This is a genomic window from Phycisphaeraceae bacterium (assembly GCA_019636675.1).
Taxonomy (GTDB): domain Bacteria; phylum Planctomycetota; class Phycisphaerae; order Phycisphaerales; family UBA1924; genus JAHBXC01.
Genome location: JAHBXC010000001.1, coordinates 1,518,163 through 1,535,386, shown reverse-complemented (window position 1 = coordinate 1,535,386; position 17,224 = coordinate 1,518,163). Strand labels below are relative to the sequence as shown.

Genomic DNA, 17,224 nt, shown 5'->3' with positions numbered 1-17,224 from the left:
GCCGCCCCCGGAAGTCGCTGGCCACTCGCTATCGGCAACTCACGCCGCCGACTGATGCGAGCGCCCGGGGAAGATGCGCCCGACTTCCGCGAAGACGATCGAGGCGAGCACGCCCCCCTCGTCCCGGTTGCGAAGCAGCAGGTCCCCCCCGTTGAGCCCCAGGAGGCGCCGGGCGCGCGCCAGCCCCAGCCCTTGCTGGCGACCGGCTTTTTTCTCGGAGAAGAACGGGTCGAACGCGTGGCGCAGGGCCTTCTCGGACAGCCCCGGCCCGTCGTCGGCGACCGTGATCACCAGGCGCCCGTCCGGCGCCTCGGCCGCCGCCCGGACGATGACCGTCGAACACCCCTCGGCCTCCATCGCGTTCGCCACCAGTTCGGAGACCGCTTCGGTCAGCTGGACCCCGTCCAGCACGGGCATGCCCGGCAGGTGCTCCACCAGCACGCGCACCTCGGGCTTCGCGCCGCCCGGGGTCTTCGCCTTCTCGGCGCCAAGGCGCGTCGCGCGGTCCAGCGCCTCGCGCAGCGCCACCGGGCCCAGGCGCGGCTTGGGCGGGTCGGCGTACAGACGCAGACTCGTCACCAGATCGCTCAGCTTCTGCGCGGCGGCGTCGATCGCCTCCGCCGTCGCCCGGTCGCGCGGCTCGCGCGCCGACTGCGCCAACTGCTGCGCGCGCCCCGAGATCACCGTCAGCGGGTTGTTCATCTCGTGGGCGGCGCCGGCGGCGACCTCCGCCAGACGCACCAGCGATTCCGCTTCGACGATCTTCGCCTGCGCCTCCGCCAGGCGCCTGCTTGCGTCCACCACGCGCTCGTGCAGCCCCGTCGCGTCGGCGCGGTCCGCCTCGGCGTCGAGCAGCCCGGCCCACCACGCCGCCAGCCCGTCGAGCGCGGCGCGCGGCGTCGGCTCGCCCGCCGGGTCGGCGCCGGGCGTGTAGACGACCATCCCCACGGTGCGCCGCCCGTGCAGCGCGATCACCCGCGCCGACGCCGGGTCGTCGAGCGCGCCCGTCGCCCAGGCGCACGCGTCGCAGGTCAGCGCCGGCGAGTCCGCGCGGACCGCGTGCAGCGCGCGATCGATGTCGTGCGGAACGCCGGGGTCGACCTCGAGCACGCGACCGGCGGGCGACATCGCGACGCAGTGCCGCGCACCCAGCCAGACCGTCGCGCCCGGCTCGCAGACCGATTTATCGCGGCAGAACACGACGCAGGCGTCGCCCGCGCCGAGCGCAACCGCGGCGCTGCGCGCGATCGCGCCCGCCAGCGACTCGCCACGGAGTTCTTCCGCAGGGGCCGCGTGCAGCGCGGCGATCGACTGCATGGCACGAGCCATCGCCTCTGCGCCGCCGGCTCTCGCGACCGCGCCGGCCCTCGCCCGGTCGAGCGCCGCGTTGGCGCGCGACAGCGATTCCAGCAGCAGCCGCTCGGTGGGTGTCTCGTCCAGACCAAGGATCGCGACGCGGTCCGCGACCCGCTCGTGCACGCGCGACAGCACACGCTCCAGCGCCGCCGGCGCGACGCCGATCGGGGCGCACACGCCCGCCGGATCGGGAGGCGGCGCGTAGTCGGCGCTCCACCCGATGTGCAGACGCTTCGCCACGCTGATCGCGCCGTCCACGAGCCCGATCACCCCTCGGTGCGCCGTCTCGACCGCGCCCTCGGGCGGGAGCCCGTGCAGCCACATCACGTCCTGCAGGATCTGCGGCAGGCCCCAGCGCTCGGCCAGACGCTTCCCCGCGGTGTGGTGGTCGAACCCGATCACGCTGCGCGACGCCTCGGCGACCGTGATCCGCTTGCGCTCCGCCAGGTCGACGACGCGCGTCAGCGTCTTGGGGATCACCATGTCCAGCGCGATCAGCCCCACCCCGTGCAGCAGGCCGCAGGTGAACGCCTCCGCCGGCCTTGGCGAACCCGGGCGGCGCGCCTCGCCGGCGAGCAGCTCCGCGGCGCACGCGACACCGACGCAGAACCGCCAGAACGCGGCGCGATCGAACGCCGGTTTCTCTCCCGGCTCGTGGGGCTCGGGCGTCTTACGCGTGTTGAGCAGGTCGAAGACCTCGACCCCCAGCGTCGCGGCACGAACCGTTTCGAAGCCAAGCAGCACGACGGCGCGCTCGACCGAGACGATCTGGTTCGACAACCCCCGGTCGGCGCGACGGCACAGCGCCAGCAGGCGCGCCGTCAGCGACGGGTCGCTCTCGATGATCTGCGCGATCTGGCGCATGTCCGCGTCGGCGGCGGTCGAGATCGCGATGACGCGCTGCGCGACCGACGACAGCGTGGGCAGCGAGTCGATCCGCTCGAGCACCTTCTCGAGCTGACGCGAGAGATCACCGTTGGCGCCGTGAGAGCCCCGCGGCGCCCCCCCGGGGTGCCGCGTGTCTGCCGCGTGTTCTCGCGAGTGCTGCGCCAAGCCCGCGTCCTCGTCTGGATTGGTGAGGTCCGACCGCCCGCTCAGAGCTTGAGCAGGCCGTTCACCCGGTTCACGAACTGCTGGATGTTGAACGGCTTCTTGATGAACTCGTCGGCGCCGGCGTCGAGGAGTTTGTCGACCTCGTCGCGATTGACCACGCCCGAGATGCAGATGATGCGCGTGCTGTTGAGCGCGTCGTGCTCGCGGATGCGTCGGCAGACGATGTCGCCGTTGATGTCCGGCAGCATAAAGTCGAGGATGACAAGATCGGGACGGAACGCCTCGGTGAGCATGCCGGCGTCGTAGCCGGTGGACGCGGTGCGCACCTCGAACCGCGCGTCGCGCGACAGCGTCTCGGCGAGCAACTCGAGGATCTGCGGGTCGTCGTCGACGATGAGAACGCGCCGGCGCTCGCCGCCCAGGCGGTCGAGGGGGATGTCGTTCTCTTTCATGAACCGGATGAGTTCGGCGCGCGGGATGCGCCGGAACTTCGAGCCCGGCACGCGAAAGCCGGTGAGGCGCCCGCTGTCGAAGCAGCGGATGATGGTCTGCTGGCTGACATTGCAGACGCGCGCCGCTTCGCCGGTGGTGAAGACCTGCTTGCCGCGCAGGTCCTCGTCGGACGCGTGCCCCCCGTTGCCGCCCTGGCTGCCGTTGTTGCGTGCACTGGTCGTCATGCCGTCGCCTCCGAGCGCGCCGCCGCGACATCCGCGAGCGTGCGTCGCTGCTGGGATCGGGCCTGATCTTGCCCCGCTTGACCAGTTTCACTGGGGAAGGGGCGCAACCCTCTCCGAACACGCGGGCTGTCGACCGAGAAACACCCGGGCCCCCGACGGTCGCGAGGGCGTGCGTCCGCGAACGCGCGCCCCGGCGCGGCTCAGCGCAGCGTCCGCAAACCAGACATCGCCGGGGGCTCCACCTCGACCAGGGAGGGCAGCAGGAACCACTCGTTCCCGTCGCGGAACGCCTCGCCGCTGACGAGCAGACGCGCCCCGTCGCCGCGCGACGCCCACACGCCCTCCAGCGCGCCCAGCAGGCGACAGGGCAGGAACACCATCCGCGTCGAAGGCAGCGCCTCGTCGCGCGTCGGCGACGCCGAGCCCGCCTCGAACAGCGCCGCGAGACGCCCGTCCGAACCCCGCGACAGGCGCGCCGAGCGCGCCAGCACCAGACGCACGCCCGCCTCCTCCGACGGCGCGTACCCCAGCAGCGTCTCGTCCAGCCCCTCGCGATCCGCCTCGCTCGCGCGCTCCAGACGCTCGATCAGCGCGCGCACGCTCGGGTCGCGCTCCTCGTCGCGCTCCGGCTCGCGCTCGGGCGCGCGAGCCGGTTTCGTCTCGCGCTCCTCGTCGATGTTCTCGGGCCCCCACGCGAACTCGTCGTCCTCATCCTCAAAGAGTTCGGCCCGATCCTCCGGCGCCGCCGGCGGCGAGACGACTGTCGCGAACGTGGGCAGCAGGAACACCCGCCCGCGGTCGGTCAGCACGCGCCCGCTGAGACGGAAGGTCGCCGGCTCGAGCCCCTCCGACTCGCGCGCGACCACCTCGGCGCGCAGGCGCTCCGACGCAGGGCCGGGCAGCAGGCGCAGCAGGACGCGATCGTCGTCTCCGGAGGGCGCCACCGGGTCGGCGGCGAAGATCCACCCGGCCGAAGTGTTCGCGACACGCCCTCGCACATCGATGACCGTCGCGCCCTCGCGCAGCAGCCCGGGGCGGATGTTGCCCAGCGGGTCGCGCGCGATGCCGGCGAACTGCTCGGCGCCCGGGCCCGCCTGGCGGACCTCGGTCTCGGCGCTGGGGCGCGCCGGCGCGAACTCCCTCGCCGCACGCTCCAGACGCCGGATGCGCGCCTCGACGGAATCATCCGGCTCGACCGGCTGCGCCGCCGCCCACGCCGGCTGAACGCCGCCGACGAGGGCCAGCAGAACCACGGTTCGGAGGGCGGCGCAACGCGTCATGCCCGCACGATATCAGCCCGCCCCGCCCGCCGCCCGGCGTCGCGGCTACCATTCGGCCCGTCGGAGAGGCCCAGCCCCCCGACGACATCCCGGCCGCGTGCCCGAGTGGTCTAAGGGGACGGATTGCAAATCCGTTATCCGTGGGTTCGAATCCCACCGCGGCCTTTGCGAGTGAACCGCCGGGGCCATGCGCCCCGGCGTCAACCGAAAGACGCGAGACGGGGTCCGGCCAGAACGCCAAAGGCGCTCAATCGTCGCAGCCCGCGGCGAGCAGGGCCCGGTTCACATTCCCGAGCAGATCCGACAACCCGTTCTCCCGAGCGAGCTCGGCAGCGCGACGGAGGTCGGAACAGCCGTTCGCTTTCTCACCGTTAGTGCAGAGGATGCGTCCGCGCAAAAAGTGAGACCTCGTGACCAACTCCGCGGGCGCGCCTGGGAGTTCGATGGCGCGTGTGTAGTCGGCGACGGCCTCGTCGTCGCGTCCCTGCCGTCCGCGCACGACGCCGCGGTTGTAGAGGGCCCTGGCGACCATCTCCACGGGCGCATCGGGGAGTTCGATGGCGCGTGTGTAGTCGGTGATGGCTTCGTCGAGTCGGCCCTGCTGGCGGTGTATGACGCCGCGGTTGTAGTGGGCCGTGGCGACCTGCTCCGCGGGCGCGCCTGGGAGTTCGATGGCGCGTGTGTAGTCGGCGATCTCCTGCTCGACGCGTCCCTGCCGGCCGTGAGCTGCGCCGCGGTTGACGAGTGCCGTGGCGACTTGCGCCGCGGGCGCGCCGGGGAGTTCGATGGCGCGTGTGTAGTCGGCGACGGCTTCGTCGTCGCGTCCCTGCAGCCCGTGCGCGACGCCGCGGCCGAAGAGGGCCTTGGCGACCTGCTCCGCGGGCGCGCCGGGGAGTTCGATGGCGCGTGTGCAGTCGGCGACGGCGTCGTTGATTCGTCCCTGCCGGCCGTGCAAGACGCCGCGGTTGAAGAGGGCCTTGGCGACCATCCCTGTGGGCGCGCCGGGGAGTTCGATGACGCGTGTGTAGTCGGCGATTTCCTGCTCGACGCGTCCCTGCCGGCCGTGAGCTGCGCCGCGGTTGGAGAGGGCCCTGGCGACCTGCTCCGCGTGCGCGCCGGGGAGTTCGATGGCTCGTGTGTAGTCGGCGATGGCCTCGTCGACGCGTCCCTGGCTGCCGTGTGCGAAGCCGCGGTTGGAGAGGGCCGTGGCGACCTGCTCCGCCGGCGCGCCGGGGAGTTCGATGGCGCGTGTGTAGTCGGCGATTTCCTGCTCGACGCGTCCCTGGCTGCCGTGTGCGAAGCCGCGGTTGGAGAGGGCCCTGGCGACCTGCTCCGCGGGCGCGCCGGGGAGTTCGATGGCTCGCGTGTAGTCGGCGATCTCCTGCTCGACGCGTCCCTGCCGTCCGTGCGCGACGCCGCGGCCGACGAGGGCCCCGGCGACCTGCTCCGCGGGTGCGCCGGGGAGTTCGATGGCTCGTGTGTAGTCGGCGATTTCCTGCTCGACGCGTTTCTGGCTGCCGTGCGTGATGGCACGGTTGTAGAGGGCCCTGGCGACCTGCTCAGCGGGGGCGCCGGGGAGTTCGATGGCGCGTGTGTAATCGGCGATGGCCTCGTCGACGCGTCCCTGCCGTCCGTGCATGAAGCCGCGGTTGTAGAGGGCCCTGGCGACCTGCTCCGCCGGCGCGCCGGGGAGTTCGATGGCGCGTGTGTAGTCGGCGATCTCCTGCTCGACGCGTCCGTGCTGTCCGTGCACGACGCCGCGGTTGGAGAGGGCCCTGGCGACCTGTTCGGCGGGCGCGCCGGGGAGTTCGATGGCCTCGGTATAGAGGGCAATCGCACGATCACGCGTCGCGTGGATATTGCCGCTCGTAGTCCGCGCGAGTGCGTTCGCGAGCATGATCGCGCGATCCGGGGTGCGCATCATCGCGTATGCCCGCTCGAATCGCTCCGCCGCCTCGCCGTACCGCTCCTGAAAGTAGAAAGTCTCGCCCAGCGCGGTGTAGTACTGCGCCGTACCCTCCGCCGCCTCTTCCGCATTCCGCTCGAACTTCGCGAGCTCCTCTCTCGCGCGGGCATGCTCCCCCAGAACGATGAGCGCCTGCGCCCGCGTGACGGCGTTCGTGGACTCCCGGGCTCTTCTCGCTAGGGCGATCTCCTCTTCCGTGAAGCCGAGCTGGTTGGCCGCATGATCCGTGCTGGCGGCGCTCAGATGGCTACGATTGATGAGAATCGCTGCGAGCTGTGCGGGGATATTACTCAGAAGTCGGTCCACCTTCGATTCAACACGATCCAGTGTCTCTCCCTGCGTGCGGCTGGAATCCAGGAGCAGCTTCAGACGGGCGTCGATCTCAATGAGGCCAGTGGTGATAACCCTCAACTCCGCTTTCCGTTCGGAGTTCGCCTCGACGATGCCGGCTATCAGCCCGTTGACGATCTCGTTGAGGTTATCGATCTGGCGTCGTGTTCGATCGTCTGCGCCCGCGCCGTTCCGCGCCAGCGACAGGACTTCCCCCAGCATGCGAAGGTGCACCGCCGCGAACGCCTGCCCTTTCGTCGCGAAGTCGTGCTTCAGGTCGTCAAAGAACCGACGCGCGAAGCCGTCATGGCACGCGTCGATCGCCAGTGTGGCCCCTCGAGACGGCTCCTGCGTACCGTCGCCCAGCCCCAGCGCGCTCGCGGCGTCCTTGCCGCACTCCGCGGCCATCGCGCGGATCACCCCGAGCCACATCTCGCGATCGCCGTACCGGCCCAGCGCCGGGTTCTCCGGGTCGGCCACGACGACATTGGCGATGCGTTCTTCGAGGAGCGGCTCGATCCCCTGCGGCGAGCGGTCCACGATCGCGAGCCACGCGCCCTCGGCGCCCTTCGCGACCGCGCGCAGGGCGGCTCGCTCGCGCTCCTGCAGCGACTCGTCGTTGGCGATCTTCTCGAGCAGCGTCGCGATCGAGCCAGCGACCGCCTTCGCCAGATCGTGGTTGAAGATGCGGTCGCGCTCGGCGTCGGCGTCGTCCATGCCGCGCTGCAGACGGTTCGCGAGCAGATCGCCCCAGACCGTGGACGCGAAGCCGAGGAGCCCCGCGCCGACCGAGAGCGCCGGCGCCCCGAGCCCGCCCGCGGACTGCGCGGCCCCCGAGACCACAACGGTCGCGATGGGCAGCGAGAGGCCCGCGGCCATCCCGAGGCATTTCCGAATCGCCGGGTTGCTCTCAAGCATCGCCGCACCTGTCCTCGACGCCGCCCCCAACGCGCCCGCCGTCCGTGGCTCCAGCGGTGGGGCCCCGCCGGAAGGAAGAAGGTACAGCCGGGCACGGAGTCTGAAAACCCCTTTGTGTCAACTTTGCCAAACCTCGCGCGGAGGCAACACGCCCCGCCCTTGAGCGGCGGTGTTCCCGGCGTCTCGGACTCATTCCGGCCCGCGAGCGTCCAGAGATGGCCCCCGGCGACTCCGGAGGCGCGCCGACAGGTCCATCGGAATGAATGGCGCCGTGCGAGGGGCGCCCTCTGGTACACTCGTCGTCCGGACAGAACGATCGGCACGGCGATGAGCGAACGCGACGACATCACGCAGATGCTCAACGAGGGCCCGCTGGCCTCCGAGCGACTGTTCCCGCTTCTCTACAACGAGCTGCGCGCGCTCGCCGCGTCTCGCCTTCGCCGGCTGCCGCCGGGCGCGACGCTCCAGCCGACGATGCTCGTGCATGAGGCGTATGTCAAGCTGGTGCGCGACGAGAACATGACATGGGAGGGGCGCGCCCATTTCTTCGGGGCCGCTGCCAGCGCGATGCGCGACATCCTCGTCGATCGCGCGAGACGGCGCGCCTCGCGCAAGCACGGGGGCGGGCGCGACCGGCTCCCGCTCGATTCGCGTGTGCTGGGGATCGAGGTGGGCGGGGGCGCTTCCGACGAGGATCTCCTCGCGCTCGACGAGGCGCTCACGCGCCTGGGCGCCCTCGACGAGCGCCAGGCCCGCGTCGTGACCCTCATGTACTACGCCGGGCTGACCCACCAGCAGATCGCGGAGATGCTCCAGGTCTCCGTGCGCACCATCGAACGCGACTGGCGCTTCGCGCGCGCCTGGCTCGCCAACGAGATCAAGCGGGGCGACGACGAGCCATGAACCCCGAGAGACACCTCGGCCTCCGTCAGCTCTTCGACGCCATTGCCGATCTCTCGCCCGAGGAACGCGAGCGCGAAGCGCTGCGGCTGTGCCCCGACGACGAGCCGCTCCGGCGCGACGCGCTCGCGCTCTGCGCACAGGCCGATCTTGCCCACGACCCCCTCCTCGACGCCCCGCCCCCGGGTCTCGAAGACCTTCTCGACAGCGAGAGGCCCGGCGAGTTCATCGGCCCCTACCGGCTCGTGCGCGAAGCGGGTGAGGGCGGTTTCGGCATCGTCTTCGAGGCCGAGCAGTCAGAGCCCATCCGGCGCCGGGTGGCCCTCAAACTCGTCAAGCCGGGCATGGACACGAGGCAGGTCCTCGCACGCTTCAACGCCGAACGCCAGACGCTCGCGCGGCTCGACCACCCCGGCATCGCGCGCGTGCTCGACGCCGGCACGACCCCGCGCGGGCGCCCGTACTTCCTGATGGACTTCATCGACGGGAGGCCCATCACCGACTTCAGCGACGCACGCAAGGCGTCTATCCCCGAACGCATCGCCCTCTTCCTGCAGGTCTGCGCCGCGATCGAGCACGCCCACCAGCGAGGCGTGATCCACCGCGATCTCAAACCAAGCAACATCCTCGTCGTCGACACCGGCGAGGGCCCGTCGGTGCGCGTGATCGACTTCGGCATCGCGAGGGCCCTCGACGCCGGGTCCGAGGCGCGCTTCACCGCGTCTGGACAGTTCGTCGGGACACCGGCGTACATGAGCCCCGAGCAGCGCGCCGGCGACGCGAACGCGATCGACACCCGCGCCGATGTCTACGCGCTGGGCGTCACGCTGTACGAACTCCTCACGGGCGATCGGCCCTTCGATCCCGACCCGCAGCGACCGGCGATGGGCGTCGCCCCCGACAAACCCAGCACGCGCTTCACCAAGCCGGGCGACGACTCGACGGTCGCGGCCGCGGCGCGCGGCGCCGAGGCGCGCGAGATCGCGCGCATGCTGCGTGGCGAGCTCGACTGGATCGTTCTGCGCGCGATCGAGCACGACCCGGCCCGTCGGTACCCCTCGGTCGGCGACCTCGCCGCCGATCTGCGCCGCTATCTCAACGACGAGCCGGTGCTGGCGCGCCCGCCCGGCCGCTTGTATGTCGCGCGGAAGTTCGTCGCTCGAAACCGCGCCCTGGCCTCTGCGCTGGCGATATCGCTGGTCGTGCTGGTCGGCGCCGTCATCGTCTCGGCCTCGTTCGCGCTGTCCGAGGCCCGCCAGCGCCGGACCGCGCAGGCGGCGCTCGAGACCGCCGAGCGCGAACGCCGGGCCGCGATCGCCACCAGCCAGTTCATGACCGATGGCCTCATCGCGGCGGCGCTGCCAACCCAGCTCGGGCGCGATGTCAAGATGCGCGACGCCGCCCGATTCGCGGCGGAGCGGCTCCAGGAATCGAACGCCCTCGCCGACGCGCCCGAGATCGACGCGACGGTCCGGCTGTCCATCGCCGCGACGCTGACCCAACTCGGCGAGGGTGAAACAGCGATCGCGCTCGCCAGCGCGGCGCACGGCACGCGCACCACACTCTTCGGAGAACGCGACCCGCGCACCGTCGAGGCGCTCATCGCGGCCGGGCACGCCTACGCGTCCATACGCCGGCATCCCGAGGCCCTCGAACGCTACGAGAAAGCGCACGAGATTCTCGAATCACTCTACGGAGCGCGCGATGTCCGAACGCTGCGCGTGCTTCAGCGCATCGGCTCACAGCATCTCGACATGGCGGAGGACGGCCCCGCCGAAGACGCGCTCCGGCGCGCCGTCGAGGGGTTCGAGCGCATCAGGCGCGAGCACCCCAAAGACCTTTACCACGCCCGGCGAGCTCTGTACTCACTCCTGAGCAACATGGATCGAAACGACGAAGCGCGTCCGATCATGCTCCAGACCTTCGAGCAGGTCGAGTCGCTCTTTGGCCCTGATTCACTCGAGATGGCGATCGCCGAGATGTCCCGGGGCGACTTCGCGAGCGAAGAGGGACGCCCCGACGAGGCGATCGCCCACTACACCCGGGCCATCGAGATCCGCACCCGGCTCCTCGGGCCCGACCACGGCGTGCTGACCCAGTCGTACAGCCTCCGCTCGTATGTCAAGTTCCAGCACGAGCGGCTCGAGAGCGCGTATCAGGACGCGCGCGAAGCCGCACGCATCGCCGCGCTCGCCTACGGCGAGGACACGTTCGAAGCGGTGCTCACCTACAACAACGTCCTCTATATGGGCATGAGCGTCGGCGCGTTCGAGGAAAGCGAACCGTACGGACTCAAGGCCTACCGGAACGCGTCCAACACCCGCGTCCCACCAGGAGCCATCGCCGTCAATCTCGTGACGTTCTACGAGAATTGGGAGAAGACCGACCCCGGCAAAGGGCACGGCGCGAAGGCCGACGCCTACCGGACCCCGGCTTCCCCGTAGGGCTGGACGATTCAGGCGTTTCCGAATCACGGCGGTCGGGTCCGCCGAGCCATCGCCCGAGGCGCCGCGCAAAACGCGGAACGCGAGCGGTCGTCGGGCTGTGTCCCAGCGTCGTGCGGAGATCGCGATGCGACCCGTCCGTTCGGCCAGCACTTTGGCCGAGCTACCAGCCCCCTGCCTGCACGACGCGAGTGTCCCGCCGGGGTCGCGGCGGTTGGCGTGAGGGCGCGATACTTGCCGTGCTTGCGATCCCGAGAAAGCGCCGCCCGCTCTGTCGGGTGACCCGCCCCTTTCTCGGAAGACCACTCGAGCGGGTCCGGTCGCGGAGCGTTTGCCGCGCACCCGGGCTCCTCGCTCGCAAGGAGCAGGTCATGGCAACCTTCAAGGCCAGAAGCGTCATCGTGGCGTCAGCAGTCGCAGCCCTTGTACTGGGCGCAAGGTCGCCTTCCTCGGCGTCTCCGTGCATCGAGCCGATCGATCTCGGAGGGCTTTTCGAGTGGGGACAGGTCGCTCCGACGGCGCAATCAAACCTTCTCCCGTTCAGGATGGCCTTCGACGCCGCGACCGGGGAGACACACGCCTTCGGGATGATCGATGTCGACGGCCAGAGCGCCGTCGGCGCGTGGAGGTGGGACGGGTTCGAGTGGAGCGCCAGAGACACCAGCCCGCTTGTCGCCCAGTTTCAAAGCCCTCCCACCGCCAACATCAGCGGCCTCGCGATCGATCCTGCAACGCGCGTCGCGGCGCTCCTCGTGCGGACCGTCAACGGGCTCGAGTTCGCGTACGCGTTCAACATCGACGACTTCAGCGCCCCGCTCATCCCGCTCGGGCTTATCTTCGACCCGGCAGCGGCCGCCAGGTCCAGATATGTCGCGTTCGCGAGCGACGAAGGCGCCTTCTACTTCTTCAATCAGACCTCCGGCGTCATCCGCTTTGACCCGCAAACCGGCGTTCTCACGCCAGTCCTCGCGACCGACGGTCTGCTGCCACCCAGCCTGGAGTCCGAATGCGTCTACGATCGCGACGAACGCCGGGTGGTGATCGTGGAGAGCATCGCGAACCCGCCGCGCACATTCATCTACTCGCTCGACTCGAACACGCTCGTGGAGACGACGAACCCTGCGACCGCGCCGCCGCCCGGCGGCACTCTCGCCCACCGGCTCGTCGCGAACCAATCAACAGGCGGGGTGTTCCTCGTCGTCTTCCGGCTCGCCGCGTCTGCGCCACTGCCGACCGACGCGCTCTACAGGCTCAGCGGCGACGCAAATTGGTCGATTCTCGATACATTCACGCTCTCGGGCTCGGCGCTCTTCGTCGGTGCACCTGCGGCGTCGTTTGATGAACGAGCCGGTCAGATTATCCTCGCCGGGGGATGGTCGGCATCCGGCCCAAACTTCTTCCCGGATTTCCGCAACCAGGCCATTCTTTTCGAAGCCCCGCAGTTCGCCGCGCCGCCCGCGTCGGTCTCCGTCGCGGAAGGGCAGCCCGCGACGCTCGTGGCACTCCCGAGCGCGAACTCGCTCTATGCGTCAGTCGTGTGGCGCAAGAACGGCCATGTTCTGACCACGACCGGGATCCCCCTCCTCACGATCCCGAGCGTCAGCGCCAGCGACGCGGGCGTCTATTCCGCCGAGATGGTGGGGCTCTGCGGCAGCAGCGTGAGCCAGGACTTCACGCTTACCGTGATCTGCCCGGGAGACACCGACGCCAACGGCGTGATCAACTTCAGCGACCTTAACTCCGTGCTGACGAGGTTCGGTCAGACCTGCCACTGACAGTCATCACCGCACTCACCACCTCGCTCGCGCCGCGCTCCCCTCGCTGAGGGAGCGCGGCGCCGGCGTTCGCCTCGCGGAGAGACCCGCGTCGCCGATGATCGACGCGAAAACGCCCGGCCCCTCTCGAGGCCGGGCGGTGCGTGGGAACAGGGCCCTCCGGATGGTGGATCGTGGCGCTTACGCGGTCGCGTCGCGCATGTCGCGGATGCGGTCGTGCGCGGCCTTCACCGACGCGTACTGGCGGTGGAGCACATCGCTCACGGGGTTGCCGGGGTTGTCCTTGAGGACCTCCTCGTAGCGGGCCTTGATGGCGTCCTCGCCGCGCTCGGCTTCGGAGAGCACGGCGTGCGCGTTGTCGTCCTTGATGGACCCTCGCACATTGAGCCACCAGCGATGGACGGCGGCCTTGGCGCTGCCGTCGTCCTTGGGCTTCTCGCCGCTGCTCGCGACGAATCGTTTCAGCTCGACCGCGAAGCCGGCGCGCTGTGCGCCGACATCTCGGAAGAGTGCGTTGAGCCGGGGCTCGTTGATGGTCGACGCGGCCTGCTCGAAGCCCTTGGCGCTGTCGATATTGATCTCGATCAGGTTCTGCAGGCCCTTGATCGTCTTGTCGTGCATGTTCTGGATGGTTTCCATCGATAGCTCCTTGGACGGCGGTTGAACAAATCAGGTGGGAGAAGAGGAGCACAGTCGCGACAAGCGGCTGCGCTCCCCGAGTGATGGGTTTCGTCAGTCGATCGCGTCGCTGGCCTTGTCGATCGCGTCGTCGGCGGCGTCCGCCGCGCGGTCTACGGCTTCGCTGGCGTTGTCGGGCGCGTCGTCGCATCCGACCAGCGCCCCCGCGCCGGCGAGCAGACTCGCGATGAACACGGCGCGGGTCGCACGGGAGAGGTCCTGGGTGGTGAGGCGCATGGGCGGGTCTCCAAGAGAAAGTGCTTGCGGGAATGGGCGCGCCGGCGGGTGTCGCCGGCGCGCCCGACTCGAGGGAAGCCGAGTGTGGCTCCGATTGGTCAGTTGCCCGGGCGGTTGGGGTCGGTCGGGCGCTGCTGGCCGGGGGTCTTGTCGGGGCGCGCGCCCGGGGTGGAGCGCCGGTCCGCGTCGTCGCGGCTCTTGTCCGACCACTCGACGCCGTAGTTGCGATAGATGGCGCTCAGGCGATCGGTGTTCGCGATGGTCGACAGATCGCGAGGCGTCTCGGTCGCGTTGAGGATCTGGTCGCGAGTCGCGTTGAGATCGACTCGCTCGTCGAGAGTGTTCCAGCGCGCGGCGGTGATGGGGGCGAGCCGCTTGACGTCGCCGATGCCGAGGAAGTTCTGGTTCGGGTCGATCGAGATCAGCACGGCGCGCCGGCTGGGGATGTCGACGATGATCTCGTGGACCTTCCCGCACTCGTTCGCGGCGCACATGATGTCCGCGCCCTGAACGGTGCTGGCGAGCACCACCGAGCGGTCGTAGTCGGCGCTCTCGCCGCTGGGGGCCATACCGGGGGCAGTACCGGGGGCAGTGCCGGGGCGCTGGGTCGGAGCGCGGTCGCGCCTGTTGTTGGGATCATTGAGGATTGTGTCGGGGTCGAACTCGGGAAGGCGCTTGAGGTCGTCGGCGTTCGTCGAGAGGACGAAACGCTCGTTCTCGGCGTTCCACGTGAGCTGGCTGAACGGGACGGCGACGGTCTTGCCACCGACACCCAGGATGGCGCCGGTCTTGACCACGGCGCGATCGATCTTGCCCTCGGCGCCCATAAGCACGAGGTCATCGATGGAGCCGATCGTGTCGCCGCGGGTGTTGTAGATGTTCGATCCCTTCAGCGTGGTGAAGGTTTCGAGCTTCATACGCTTCTGTTCAGCGCGGTCGCGGTCCTGGGTGTTCCAGTCGCGCGAGCCGGGCTGCGCCGGCTGGTCGGGGCGCACGGGCTGCGTCTGCTGCGCGATGGCGAGGGAGGCGCTGGCGCCGGCGAGGCCGACGATCAGGGCGCTGGCTGTCATGGTGTTTCTGAGATTCATGCTGGTAATTCCTTACAGGGTGATCTCGGCGTGCCCACGAGGGCTGCCGCGTGCGTGCTTGTCAGGAAGACTTTCCGCCACGCGGCTGAGACCGGTGTAAGGCCCGGGTGAATCGGCGCTCATTCTGCGATTCATACGATCAGCGTGCATTCCATGCCCGACCACGCTACGAATACTGGTCGGCATGAGCCCCTCCGGCGGGGGGCACACGACCGGAATCACCGGAGAGAGAGAGGCCAGCGTGCGCATCCTGATCATCGAAGACAACCCGAAGATGGCGACCGCTCTGCAGAAGGGTCTCCAGGAAAGCGGTTACGCCGCCGATGTCAGCCACACCGGTTTCGAGGGCGAGGATCTCGCCGCGGTAGAGCCGTACGACCTGATCCTGCTCGACCTCATGCTGCCCGACCGCGACGGCGTCGAGGTGTGCAGGAACCTGCGCCGGCGTTGCGTCGACACGCCGATCGTCATGCTCACGGCGCTGTCGTCGACGGACGACAAGATCGAGGGCCTCGACGCCGGAGCCGATGATTACATCACCAAGCCGTTCGAGTTCGAGGAGCTGCTCGCTCGCATCCGCGCCATGCTCCGCCGGGGCGAGGCGAGCGAGGGGCGCATCCTCACCTGCGACACGCTCGAGCTCGACCTGTACACACGCGTCGCGAAGCGAGGCGAAGCGTCAATCGAGCTCTCAAACCGCGAGTTCGCGCTGCTCGAATACCTCATGCGCAACCCCAACCGCGTGCTCTCGCGCACGCAGCTGGGCGAGAAGGTCTGGGATATGAACTTCGAGCCCACCAGCAACGTGATCGATGTCTATATCTCCGCTCTTCGCAAGAAGGTCGACCGGGGGCACGACAGGGAGCTGATCCACACCGTCAAGGGCGCCGGCTACCGCTTCGGCGTCATGGACTGACGGGCCTCGGCGCGGGACCAGACGCATGCCACACCGACTCGCACAGAGCATTCGCACGCTCACGCCCACGCTGCGGCTCCGGCTGACGCTGTGGGTGCTGCTCATCTTCGCCGTGATCCAGCTCACGCTGGGCCTGGTGTTCATGCTCTACCAGCGAGCGTCGATCAACCGCCTCTTCGACGATCGGCTGCGTCTGCACTCCAACCTCGTGCGCGCCGACGTGGCGGCGTCGCTCGCCGACATGAACGACATGCAGCTCCGCGCGATCATGCGGCGAAGGATGGGCCCCACCCTCCACGAGGACATCACGCTGGGGGTGTACAACGCGCAGGGCGATCTGCTCGCGAACTCTGGCTCGTCGCCGGTTGTGCCGCCTCCCGGCGCTGTCCGGCGCACCCTGGACGACTCCCGCCCACGCGTCGTCCGATTCCCGCTCCGGCTGCCCGATCGAGCTGGCGCTCGCGATGAGATCATGGTCCGGGCGAAGCTCATCCCGATCGAATCGCACGAGGGCGTCCCGCACGTCCTGCTCTGCGCCATCGACGACTCGCACGCGTCGGCCATGCTCGGGTTGTCCTTCCAGGTCCTGGCGGTGACGCTGCCGATCGGGCTTCTGTCGGCGCTGGTCAGCGGGTGGTTCGTCGCAGGCATCGCGACCGCTCCGCTGCACGAGCTCGGGCGCATCGCGCGCCGTCTTTCGCCCGAATCGATCGGCAGGCGTGTCGGGCTCGAATCCAACTCGCCCGAGGTCGCAGCCCTGCAGGCCGAGCTCGAGAACGCCCGACAGAGAATCGAGAAGGGGTTTCTCGCGCAGGCGCGCGTGATGTCCAATGTCTCGCACGAGCTCAAGACGCCCATCGCGGTGATCCTCACCGAGCTCCAGACGCTCAAGCCCGAGGGCGTCCCACCCGAGGTCGGCGCGTTCCTGCGCAGCGTCGAGGAGGAGCTGAAGCGCCTCGGCCGGCTCATCGACAGCTTTCTCCTGCTCACGCGCGTCCGCGAGGGGAAGTCTTCCACGCGCCTGGAGCGCATCACCGTCAACGATCTGGTGCTCGACTCCGCCTCGCAGTGCGCCTCGATGGCGCGGCAGCACAACGTCACGATCGATCCGTGCCTGCTCGACCAGGACGACACGCTCGACGCCGCCGTGCTCGGCGAGCCCGAGCTGCTGCGCACGATGCTCAACAACCTCGTGCGCAACGCGATCCGGTTCAGCCCCGAGCGCGGCGTCGTGCACATCGAGCCGCGCGTCGACAACGGCTCCGCGACGATCACCGTGCGCGATCACGGGACCGGGATCCCCTGCGAGCTCATCGATCACATCTTCGACCGCTTCGCGCAGGCCAAGTCCGAGGTCCGGCGGGGGCGGGGCCACGGCCTCGGGCTCGAGATCGCCCAGGGCATCGCCGAGCTTCACGGGGGCCTCATCACCGTCCGCAACCTCGATGAGGGGGGCTGCGCGTTCACCATCGCACTCCCTCGCGAGGGGAACGACCGGGGCACCCCAATCGACCCGTCCATCGAGCGTGAGCCCGACCCCGGGCGTCCCTTCGTGGGGCGCTGAGTCTCCCGGGCGCCGATTTCGGGAAGGTCCGAGAATCGGCCG

Annotated in this window: 12 protein-coding genes and 1 tRNA gene; 6 read left to right on the top strand and 7 right to left on the bottom strand. The window is 69.6% G+C overall.

Annotated elements, in window-relative coordinates; translation table 11 throughout:
- Positions 1-39: 39 nt before the first annotated feature.
- The 3 genes from KF684_06595 to KF684_06585 form a co-directional block, all read right to left on the bottom strand.
- Positions 40-2,409, bottom strand: coding sequence for an HDOD domain-containing protein (locus KF684_06595; GenBank protein ID MBX3352586.1), 2,370 nt, complete (start codon positions 2,407-2,409; stop codon positions 40-42).
- A gap of 41 nt (positions 2,410-2,450) precedes the next feature.
- On the bottom strand, positions 2,451-3,086 hold the full coding sequence (locus tag KF684_06590) for a response regulator (protein MBX3352585.1): 636 nt from the start codon (positions 3,084-3,086) through the stop codon (positions 2,451-2,453).
- A gap of 200 nt (positions 3,087-3,286) precedes the next feature.
- On the bottom strand, positions 3,287-4,366 hold the full coding sequence (locus tag KF684_06585; protein ID MBX3352584.1) for a hypothetical protein: 1,080 nt from the start codon (positions 4,364-4,366) through the stop codon (positions 3,287-3,289).
- A gap of 91 nt (positions 4,367-4,457) precedes the next feature.
- Between KF684_06585 and KF684_06580 the strand changes: the two genes are divergently transcribed.
- A tRNA-Cys gene (locus KF684_06580) sits at positions 4,458-4,531 on the top strand.
- Between the two features lie 82 nt (positions 4,532-4,613).
- Here the strand turns inward: KF684_06580 and KF684_06575 are convergent.
- Positions 4,614-7,541 (bottom strand): tetratricopeptide repeat protein, encoded by a 2,928-nt coding sequence (locus KF684_06575; protein MBX3352583.1) that lies wholly within the window; start codon positions 7,539-7,541, stop codon positions 4,614-4,616.
- A gap of 366 nt (positions 7,542-7,907) precedes the next feature.
- Here KF684_06575 and KF684_06570 point away from each other — a divergent pair, with 366 nt between their 5' ends.
- The 3 genes from KF684_06570 to KF684_06560 all read left to right on the top strand — a co-directional run bounded on the left by KF684_06570 (position 7,908) and on the right by KF684_06560 (position 12,699).
- The gene (locus KF684_06570) at positions 7,908-8,483 is read left to right on the top strand and encodes a sigma-70 family RNA polymerase sigma factor (GenBank protein MBX3352582.1); all 576 of its coding nucleotides are present in this window, start codon (positions 7,908-7,910) and stop codon (positions 8,481-8,483) included.
- Positions 8,480-10,924 (top strand): serine/threonine protein kinase, encoded by a 2,445-nt coding sequence (locus KF684_06565; GenBank protein MBX3352581.1) that lies wholly within the window; start codon positions 8,480-8,482, stop codon positions 10,922-10,924. Before KF684_06570 ends, KF684_06565 begins: the two co-directional genes overlap by 4 nt.
- Before the next feature lie 371 nt (positions 10,925-11,295).
- The gene (locus tag KF684_06560) at positions 11,296-12,699 is read left to right on the top strand and encodes a hypothetical protein (GenBank protein MBX3352580.1); all 1,404 of its coding nucleotides are present in this window, start codon (positions 11,296-11,298) and stop codon (positions 12,697-12,699) included.
- 180 nt (positions 12,700-12,879) lie between these two features.
- Here the strand turns inward: KF684_06560 and KF684_06555 are convergent, their stop codons facing one another.
- The 3 genes from KF684_06555 to KF684_06545 all read right to left on the bottom strand — a co-directional run bounded on the left by KF684_06555 (position 12,880) and on the right by KF684_06545 (position 14,702).
- The gene (locus tag KF684_06555) at positions 12,880-13,338 is read right to left on the bottom strand and encodes a PA2169 family four-helix-bundle protein (GenBank protein MBX3352579.1); all 459 of its coding nucleotides are present in this window, start codon (positions 13,336-13,338) and stop codon (positions 12,880-12,882) included.
- 93 nt (positions 13,339-13,431) lie between these two features.
- On the bottom strand, positions 13,432-13,614 hold the full coding sequence (locus tag KF684_06550; protein ID MBX3352578.1) for a hypothetical protein: 183 nt from the start codon (positions 13,612-13,614) through the stop codon (positions 13,432-13,434).
- 98 nt (positions 13,615-13,712) lie between these two features.
- A complete protein-coding gene (locus tag KF684_06545) occupies positions 13,713-14,702 on the bottom strand; it encodes a PRC-barrel domain-containing protein (GenBank protein MBX3352577.1) in 990 nt (329 codons plus the stop codon).
- 184 nt (positions 14,703-14,886) lie between these two features.
- Between KF684_06545 and KF684_06540 the strand changes: the two genes are divergently transcribed.
- Complete coding sequence (locus KF684_06540; protein ID MBX3352576.1) at positions 14,887-15,618, top strand: response regulator transcription factor; 732 nt, start codon at positions 14,887-14,889, stop codon at positions 15,616-15,618.
- A gap of 25 nt (positions 15,619-15,643) precedes the next feature.
- Positions 15,644-17,182 carry a HAMP domain-containing histidine kinase gene (locus KF684_06535; GenBank protein ID MBX3352575.1) on the top strand — a complete coding sequence of 513 codons (1,539 nt, stop codon included), beginning with the start codon at positions 15,644-15,646 and terminating at the stop codon, positions 17,180-17,182.
- Positions 17,183-17,224: the final 42 nt, after the last annotated feature.

Bases quoted from the DNA above. Each gene is read 5' to 3' on its own strand.
- KF684_06590 (MBX3352585.1), bottom strand. From the start codon at position 3,086: ATGACGACCAGTGCACGCAACAACGGCAGCCAGGGCGGCAACGGGGGG.
- KF684_06585 (MBX3352584.1), bottom strand. From the start codon at position 4,366: ATGACGCGTTGCGCCGCCCTCCGAACCGTGGTTCTGCTGGCCCTCGTC.
- KF684_06575 (MBX3352583.1), bottom strand. From the start codon at position 7,541: ATGGCCGCGGGCCTCTCGCTGCCCATCGCGACCGTTGTGGTCTCGGGG.
- KF684_06570 (MBX3352582.1), top strand. From the start codon at position 7,908: ATGAGCGAACGCGACGACATCACGCAGATGCTCAACGAGGGCCCGCTG.
- KF684_06565 (MBX3352581.1), top strand. From the start codon at position 8,480: ATGAACCCCGAGAGACACCTCGGCCTCCGTCAGCTCTTCGACGCCATT.
- KF684_06560 (MBX3352580.1), top strand. From the start codon at position 11,296: ATGGCAACCTTCAAGGCCAGAAGCGTCATCGTGGCGTCAGCAGTCGCA.
- KF684_06555 (MBX3352579.1), bottom strand. From the start codon at position 13,338: ATGGAAACCATCCAGAACATGCACGACAAGACGATCAAGGGCCTGCAG.
- KF684_06550 (MBX3352578.1), bottom strand. From the start codon at position 13,614: ATGCGCCTCACCACCCAGGACCTCTCCCGTGCGACCCGCGCCGTGTTC.
- KF684_06545 (MBX3352577.1), bottom strand. From the start codon at position 14,702: ATGAATCTCAGAAACACCATGACAGCCAGCGCCCTGATCGTCGGCCTC.
- KF684_06540 (MBX3352576.1), top strand. From the start codon at position 14,887: ATGAGCCCCTCCGGCGGGGGGCACACGACCGGAATCACCGGAGAGAGA.
- KF684_06535 (MBX3352575.1), top strand. From the start codon at position 15,644: ATGCCACACCGACTCGCACAGAGCATTCGCACGCTCACGCCCACGCTG.